Source organism: Streptomyces sp. NPDC002306, from assembly GCF_053593435.1.
The window spans coordinates 1-6,852 of sequence record NZ_JBSFCK010000100.1 but is presented as its reverse complement, the minus strand read 5'-3'; the positions used below and the strand labels follow the sequence as shown (position 1 = coordinate 6,852).

Annotated in this window: 8 protein-coding genes and 1 pseudogene; 5 read left to right on the top strand and 4 right to left on the bottom strand. The window is 70.3% G+C overall.

Annotated elements, in window-relative coordinates; translation table 11 throughout:
- Positions 1–288: pseudogene (locus ACWCQK_RS41735) on the top strand (MFS transporter); the annotation flags it as partial.
- A 533-nt stretch (positions 289–821) separates the two neighbouring features.
- On the opposite strand, the gene ACWCQK_RS41730 reads toward ACWCQK_RS41735, so the two are convergent.
- The 4 genes from ACWCQK_RS41730 to ACWCQK_RS41715 all read right to left on the bottom strand — a co-directional run bounded on the left by ACWCQK_RS41730 (position 822) and on the right by ACWCQK_RS41715 (position 3,472).
- Positions 822–1,298 (bottom strand): MarR family winged helix-turn-helix transcriptional regulator, encoded by a 477-nt coding sequence (locus tag ACWCQK_RS41730; RefSeq protein WP_451164433.1) that lies wholly within the window; start codon positions 1,296–1,298, stop codon positions 822–824.
- Between the two features lie 92 nt (positions 1,299–1,390).
- Positions 1,391–2,191, bottom strand: coding sequence for an AIM24 family protein (locus tag ACWCQK_RS41725; RefSeq protein WP_451164431.1), 801 nt, complete (start codon positions 2,189–2,191; stop codon positions 1,391–1,393).
- Entirely contained in the window at positions 2,188–2,838 is a 651-nt protein-coding gene (locus ACWCQK_RS41720; RefSeq protein WP_385776028.1) for an AIM24 family protein, read from the bottom strand. Before ACWCQK_RS41720 ends, ACWCQK_RS41725 begins: the two co-directional genes overlap by 4 nt.
- A gap of 1 nt (position 2,839) precedes the next feature.
- On the bottom strand, positions 2,840–3,472 hold the full coding sequence (locus ACWCQK_RS41715) for an AIM24 family protein (RefSeq protein ID WP_451164435.1): 633 nt from the start codon (positions 3,470–3,472) through the stop codon (positions 2,840–2,842).
- Between the two features lie 208 nt (positions 3,473–3,680).
- Here ACWCQK_RS41715 and ACWCQK_RS41710 point away from each other — a divergent pair, with 208 nt between their 5' ends.
- The 4 genes from ACWCQK_RS41710 (at position 3,681) to ACWCQK_RS41695 (ending at position 6,770) form a co-directional block, all read left to right on the top strand.
- Positions 3,681–4,025 carry a DUF3817 domain-containing protein gene (locus ACWCQK_RS41710; protein ID WP_451164429.1) on the top strand — a complete coding sequence of 115 codons (345 nt, stop codon included), beginning with the start codon at positions 3,681–3,683 and terminating at the stop codon, positions 4,023–4,025.
- A complete protein-coding gene (locus tag ACWCQK_RS41705) occupies positions 4,022–4,318 on the top strand; it encodes an MTH1187 family thiamine-binding protein (protein ID WP_451164428.1) in 297 nt (98 codons plus the stop codon). The genes ACWCQK_RS41710 and ACWCQK_RS41705 overlap by 4 nt, the downstream gene beginning before the upstream one ends.
- Before the next feature lie 282 nt (positions 4,319–4,600).
- Positions 4,601–5,653 (top strand): right-handed parallel beta-helix repeat-containing protein, encoded by a 1,053-nt coding sequence (locus ACWCQK_RS41700; RefSeq protein ID WP_451164426.1) that lies wholly within the window; start codon positions 4,601–4,603, stop codon positions 5,651–5,653.
- 46 nt (positions 5,654–5,699) lie between these two features.
- Positions 5,700–6,770, top strand: coding sequence for a methyltransferase (locus ACWCQK_RS41695; RefSeq protein WP_451164424.1), 1,071 nt, complete (start codon positions 5,700–5,702; stop codon positions 6,768–6,770).
- Positions 6,771–6,852: the final 82 nt, after the last annotated feature.

Genomic DNA, 6,852 nt, shown 5'->3' with positions numbered 1-6,852 from the left:
ACGGCCTACCTCGTCGCCGACGAGTCGGCCGCCCCCGGCTTCCGCACCCGGGCCGGCGCCTGGGTCAACACCGCGGTCAACGCCGGTTCCTCGGGCGGCGCCGCCGTCATGGGGCTCCTGGTGGGCCGGGTCCCGCTGCCCCTGTGCTTCGCACTCGCCGGCACGCAGTCCCTGCTCGCGGCCGCGGTCACGGCCCGGGGCGGCCGTCACCGGGTACCCGCCGCCGACACGGAGCCGGGGGCCGGGGGAGTGGGAGCGCGTCGGGAAGCGCCGGCATCCGGCGGCTGAGCGGGAGGGAACGCGGATGCGGTGGACGCCTGCCGGACCCGGACGTGCGGCCGTCCCGGACGGCCGGTGCGGGGCCGGGCGGGCGCGGTGCCGACGGGAGTGCGGTGCGGGTGGCGCGGGGGCCGGTCGCGCGCGGCGTCCGGCGGTCCGCGTCCGGTGTTCCGCGACGGCGCCCGGCGGCTGAGCCGGCGCCGGGGCTGTGCCCGCCTGCCGGGTGCGCGGCCGGTGCGACGCGCCGGGTCGGTGGCTGGGCCCGGGGCCCGGTGCCGCCCGGTGGGCGGGTGGCCGCGCCGGAGCGGCGGGGTGGCCGTGGCGTGCGGTCCTGCGTGGGCCGGTGCGCGCGGTGTCCCCGGCACGGGCGTCCGCCGGTCCGCGCACCGTCGTACCGGCGGGGGCGTACGGGCGGAGACGGCGGCGCTCCGCGTCAGGACCGGGGCGTGCGCGAGGAGACGGCGGCGCTCTTCGTCAGGGTCGTGCCGGCAGGCGGAGCTCTGTCCGGGCGCCGCCTGCCGCTGTTCGACCCGGCCGCGCCGTCAGGGGCGTCCCCGCTGCCCGCGCAGGTGCTGCGCGATGGGCTTCAGGGCCTTGTCGAGTTCGGCCAGGGCCTCCGGGGAGACCAGGTCGATGAAGTGGCTGCGCACGGACGCCACATGGTGGGGCGCGACCTTCTGCATCGTCTCCAGACCGTGTTCCGTCAGGACGGCGTACAGTCCACGGCGGTCGGACTCGCAGTTCTCCCGGCGCACCAGGTTGGCGTTCTCCATGCGGGTGATCTGGTGGGAGAGCCGGCTCTTGGACTGGAGGGTCGCGGAGGCGAGGTCGCTCATCCGCATCCGGTCGTCCTCCGACTCGGAGAGGTTCACCAGGATCTCGTAGTCGTTCATAGTCAGGCCGAACGGCTGCAGGTCTTTTTCGAGCTGGTAACTCAACAGCCTGTTGACCTCCAGGTGGGTGCGCCAGGCGCACTGCTCCGCATCGGTCAGCCAGCGCGTGGCCGTTTCGGTCTCCATGAATGAAGTCTACCTAAAAGGTTGAAAGGCGAACTAGTGAGGGTGGTGTGACGGTGCGCACGCGTTCGATGTCACACTCCGCAGACTACCGCTCACAGCCCGAAGCGACGCTGGAGGTCTCCCAGCTGTCCGGGAAGGCGCGGTGCGCCCGGCTGCTGCCCGTGCCCACCTGGGGTGCCGCCGCCACCGGGCACTCCGGCCTGCTGCGGAACCGCTCCCGTGGCCTGCTCGGCCATGAGGGTCTCGGTCGACTGGAGCAACACCGTGCCGGCCCCGACGAACTCGAACTGGTGCTCCTCCCCGGAGGCCCCGCCCAGGCCCGTCATCGCACGTAGACCGCCCATCAGGCCGGTCATGTACCCGTGGTCGTAGTGATGGCACGGTGACGGGCAGTCGGCCCACCCGACGAGCGCCTGTGGGTCCACCCGGATCGGGGGCTCCATGAACACCACCGGCCCGTTAGATGCGGCGACAAACTTGCCGGTTCCGATAAGGGTCAGAAAACCCGGCACGATCGACTGCTTGAGAGCGAGACTTGGCTGAAAAGCGAGCAGATTGCCGGAGCGAATGGTCAGGTTGCCGTCTTCGAGGTCGTAGGAGTTGACGTCGAAAGCGCGGTCGGCCAGCAGCATCTTGCCCGAGCCCTCGGCCACGACCCAGTCGCTCGCGTGCAGGGGCGAATGAAACGAGGTGCGGACAAGTCGGTCCAATCGCCCGTGCCCGACGCCGTTGAACTCGATCGAGCCGTAGTAGGCGATCATCTTCCCCTTCTGCAGGAACCACTGGCTCCCCTTGAGCTCCACGCAGAAGGTGTAGTTGTTGACGTTGTCGTCGACGGGCAGCGTCATCGGGTCGTGCACCGTCGGGCCGCCCGGAGTTCCGTACGCGCTCACAGCTTCTCCTCCGAGGCCTGGACGTACACCGCGCCGCTGCCGGTCAGCTCCAGCTGGAACGCCTCCCCGGAGCCACGGCCCACCATGTCGCGCCAGCCCAGCGCCGTGGACAGTTTGTTGCGGACGTCGCCGTGGTGGGCGACGTACGCCTGCGGGTCGACGTGGACGGGCCGCTGCGGAGTGATGGGGATCTCGAACACCCCGCCGTGGGCCATCACCGCCACCGCGCCGTGTCCCTTGAGCGTGGTCGTGAACAGCCCCTGGCCGGTGACCTGTCCCCGGACCATGCCCATCACACCGCCCTGCGAGCCCATGAACATCGTGCCCTGCTGGAGCGTGCCCTCGAAGGCGAGCAGGCGGTCCGCCTCGACGTACAGGGTGTCGCCGGTGAGGCCGATGACCTGGATGTGGTGGCCGCCGTGCCCGAACAGGACCGTGCCGCTGCCCTCGACGGTCATCAGCGGGGTGGCCTCGCCGGAGACCCGGCGCCCGATCATCGACATGATCCCGCCCTGGCCGCCCTGCACGTTGGGCGTGAACGACACCTCGCCCTTGTAGGCGAGCATCGCCCCGCGCTGGCTGAACAGCCGCTGTCCCGGGACGACGGTCGCCTCGATCATCTTCGAGTTGATCTCACGGAAGGTCATGTCACACATCCCCCGCGATCGTGTTCCGCTCGCTCGGCTGGACGTACACCAGGCCGTCGCCCTCGAAGCGGATCTGGAAGGCCTCACCGCCGCCCTCACCGAGAAGCGTGCGGAATGTCACACCGGACTGGAAGGACTGCCGGACGTTCCCCTGGTGCGCGATGTACGCGCCCGGGTCGACGGTCAGCGGGTACTGCGGACTGACCCGGAGCACCACCGCCGGCCCGTCCGAGGTGATCGCGGCCTGGCCGTGCCCCTCGACGGTCGTCGTGAACAGCCCGTTGCCCTGCGAGGCGCCGCGCAGTCCGGTGAACGTGGTGCCGGTGCGCAGCGCGGCGTCCGTCGCGAGCAGATTGCTCGACTCCACGTACAGCTTGTCGCCCCGGAGGCCGACGAGGTTGATCTCGGAGGCGCGGTCCGCGAACCAGCACGTGCCCTGGCCCCTCACCTCCATCACGGTCATCTGTTCGCCGGTGAGGCGCCGGGTCACCATGCCCCGCAGTCCCTCGCCGCCGCCACTGAGCTTCTTGAAGGCCATCTGCCCGTCGTACGCGACCATCGAGCCGTTCTTCGCCTTCACGGCGTCCCCGGTCACGTCGACGGCGAGCACCTTGCTTCCTTGAAGTCGGAACATCGCCACGGTGCGAAGGTAGCCTCCACCCGGCCGCGCGGACAGGGCCCACGGGTGGAGAAAGCCCCTGAACCCACCCTTAGGGGATGCCGGGCCGGACCCGCTCCCGGCCGTCGCGGATTCGTTTGCCACAATGGGCGCACGCTTGTGCGTGCGTTCACAAACCGTCGACGTCCGGACAGCCGCCCGCATCTCCCACCGAAGGTGACCCGTGGACCTCAAGACCGCCACCGCCCTCCGCCGCCTCCGACTGGTCTCGGCCCCCGAGGCCGTCTCCTTCCTGCTCCTGCTCGTCTGCTCGGTGCTGAAGCGGACGACCGACTTCAACGCGGTGCCCGTGATGGGGTCGGTCCACGGCGTCCTGTTCGTCCTCTACGTGATCTTCTGGGCGCTCGCCTGGTACCGCGCGAAGTGGTCCCTGGGGACCGCCGCGCTCTACTTCGTCCTCTCGGTCCTGCCGACCGGCGGCTTCTTCGCCGAGCGCAGGCTCCGGGGCGAGGCCGAGGACGCGGTGATCGCCTCCCGCGCCCGCAAGGAAGGAATCGTGAAGGCATGATCGTCGCCTTTTCCGTGACCCCGCTGGGGGTCGGCGAGGAAGTCGGGGAGTACGTCGCCGACGCCGTCCGCGTGGTCCGCGAGTCGGGGCTGCCCCACCGCACCGACGCCATGTTCACCTCGATCGAGGGCGAGTCGTGGGACGAGGTCATGGACGTCGTCAAGCGCGCCGTCGCCGCCGTCGAGGCCCGGGCGCCTCGGGTGTCGCTGGTCCTCAAGGCCGACATCCGGCCCGGCGTGACGGACGGACTCACCTCCAAGGTGGAGACGGTGGAGCGCCACCTGTCCGCGTAGCGCGCGGCCACGACCGGCGCCCGCGCGCGAGGAACCCCGGCCCTTCGAGGGCCGGGGTTCTCCTGTGTCCGCGGGTCCGCCGGACGCCCTGGGACAACTCGGCTCACCGGCCACCGCGTTGGCGGAACCCGGCCCGGCCGCCCGGCGCGCGGGGCGGCGCCGGACCGGCCGACGCCCGCCACACCGCCGTCGGGGGCAAGGGATTGGTCCATTCGCGCCCCACTTGCCGTAAACGGGTGAGCACACATGGCGAGTCGGATTTGTGGACCATAGCTTCGACCCATGAACAGAAAACAGATCAGATACCTCGGTTGCAGCGCGGTCGTGGTGGCCTCGGGGCTGGCCGGTATTCCGTCGGCCAATGCCGCCTCCGCGCATGTCGTGCATTCGGGGGAATCGATCCAGAAGGCGGTCGACGCCGCCAAGTCGGGCGACATCATTCTCATCGAGCCCGGCACCTACCGGGAAAGCGTCCGCATCACCAAGTCCGGTCTGACGATCCGTGGCGCGGGAAAGAGGACGGTCCTGAAGCCGGCCGCCAAGGCCGGCAACAGCTGCGCGAAGGCCGGCAACGGCATCTGCGTGGAGGGCACGTCCTCGCGGAACATCACCGGCACCACGGTCCGCTCGCTCGTGGTCAGCGGCTTCAAGAAGAACGGCCTGTGGGCCACGCGCACCGACGGCCTGACCGTGCGGTGGGTGACCGCCGAGAAGAACGGCAACTGGGGCTTCGCCGAGGAGCGGGCCGTGCGCAGCCTGTACGAGGGCAACGCGGCCCGGGACAACGGCGAATCGGGCCTGTTCCTGTCCAACACGGTCAGCACCGAGACCGGGGCCAAGGACGCGCGCGGCACCCTCGTCCGCCACAACGCGCTGACGGGCAACCGCATCGGCATCACGGTCCGGCGGCTGCGCAACGTCACCGTCGAGGAGAACGAGGTGGCCGGCAACTGCGGCGGGGTGTTCGTCGTGGGTGACGAGAACAAGCCGCGCGCCGGGAGCATCACCGTCCGCGGCAACAACGTGCACGAGAACAACAAGTACTGCGCGAAAACGGCCCGGCTCCCCTTCGTGCAGGGCGCCGGAATCGTGCTCACCGGTGTCGAGAAGAGCGTCGTGGAACACAACGAGATCCACGACAACGTGGGGAAGTCCCCGTTCTCCGGCGGAGTGGTTCTGTACAAGAGCATGGTCGGCACGCCGAGCGAGCACAACGTCGTCCGGGACAACCAGCTGACGGGCAATTCGGCCGACCTGGCCAACCGGGACACCGGAAAGGGCAACACGTTCGACCACAACACGTGCCGGAAATCCGAACCCGCCGGAATGTGCTGACCGGCCGACCCGTGTCCTTGCTGGACCAAGCGAAACGAGACGGTAGATGACCACTGTGAGTCCCGCCCCCGCGTCGGCTCCGGCCGCCGCCCAGCAGCCCGCCCAGCAGCCCGCCCCGGCGATGCGGCTGAGGGAGCTCGTCTTCGGCGCCGCCTGCGCCGCGGCCGTCCGGGCGGCGGCCAAGCTCCGCGTCGCCGACGCGCTCGGCGAGGAGCCCGCCACCGCGGAGCAGCTCGCCGCCAAGCTGGGCACCGAGCCCCGCCCCCTGCTGCGCCTGCTGCGGGCCCTGTCCTGCTACGGCGTCTTCGCCCAGAACGAGGACGGCCGGTTCGTCCACACCAGCATGTCCCGGCTGCTGCGCGAGGACGACCCGCACAGCCTCCGGTACATCTCCCTGTGGTGCACCGAGCCCTGGACCTGGGACGCCTGGCCGCTCCTCGACGAGGCGGTGCGCTCGGGCGGCAGCGTCTTCCAGGACCTGTACGGCAAGGGGTTCTTCGACTACCTGCACGAGGACGCGCACGACTCCGCCCATGTCTTCAACCAGGCCATGACCACGTCCAGCGAGCAGTCGGCGCGGGACGTCGCGGAACTCCTCGACCTCACCGGCGTGTCGACGGTCGCCGACATCGGCGGCGGCCAGGGACACGTCCTGGCCAGCCTGTTGGAGAAGCACCCGCGCGTCCAGGGGACCCTGCTCGACCTGCCGCGCGTGGTGGAGAAGGCGGACCCCCGGCTGCGCGCCGGCGGGTCGCTCGCCGAGCGGGCCCGGATCGTCGGCGGCGACTGCCGTGAGGACATGCCCGTCGAGGCCGACCTGTACATCATCAAGAACATCCTGGAGTGGGACGACGAGAGCACTCGCAGGACCCTGCGGAACGTGATGGCGATCGCCCGGCCCGGTACCAGGGTCGTCATCATCGAGAACCTCGTCGACGACACCCCGTCGATGAAGTTCACCACCTCCATGGACCTGATGCTGCTCCTCAACGTCGGGGGAGCCAAGCACACCAAGGAGAGCCTCGTCACCCGCATGACGGAGGCCGGTCTGACCGTCACCGACATCCAGCCGGTCAACGCGTACCTGCACGCGTTCGAGTGCGTCGTGCCCGCCTGACCCGACGTGACAAGGGTGGACGTCGCCGTGCTCGACACGGGAATCGACGCCGCGCACCCGGACTTCGCGGGGCGGATCGCCG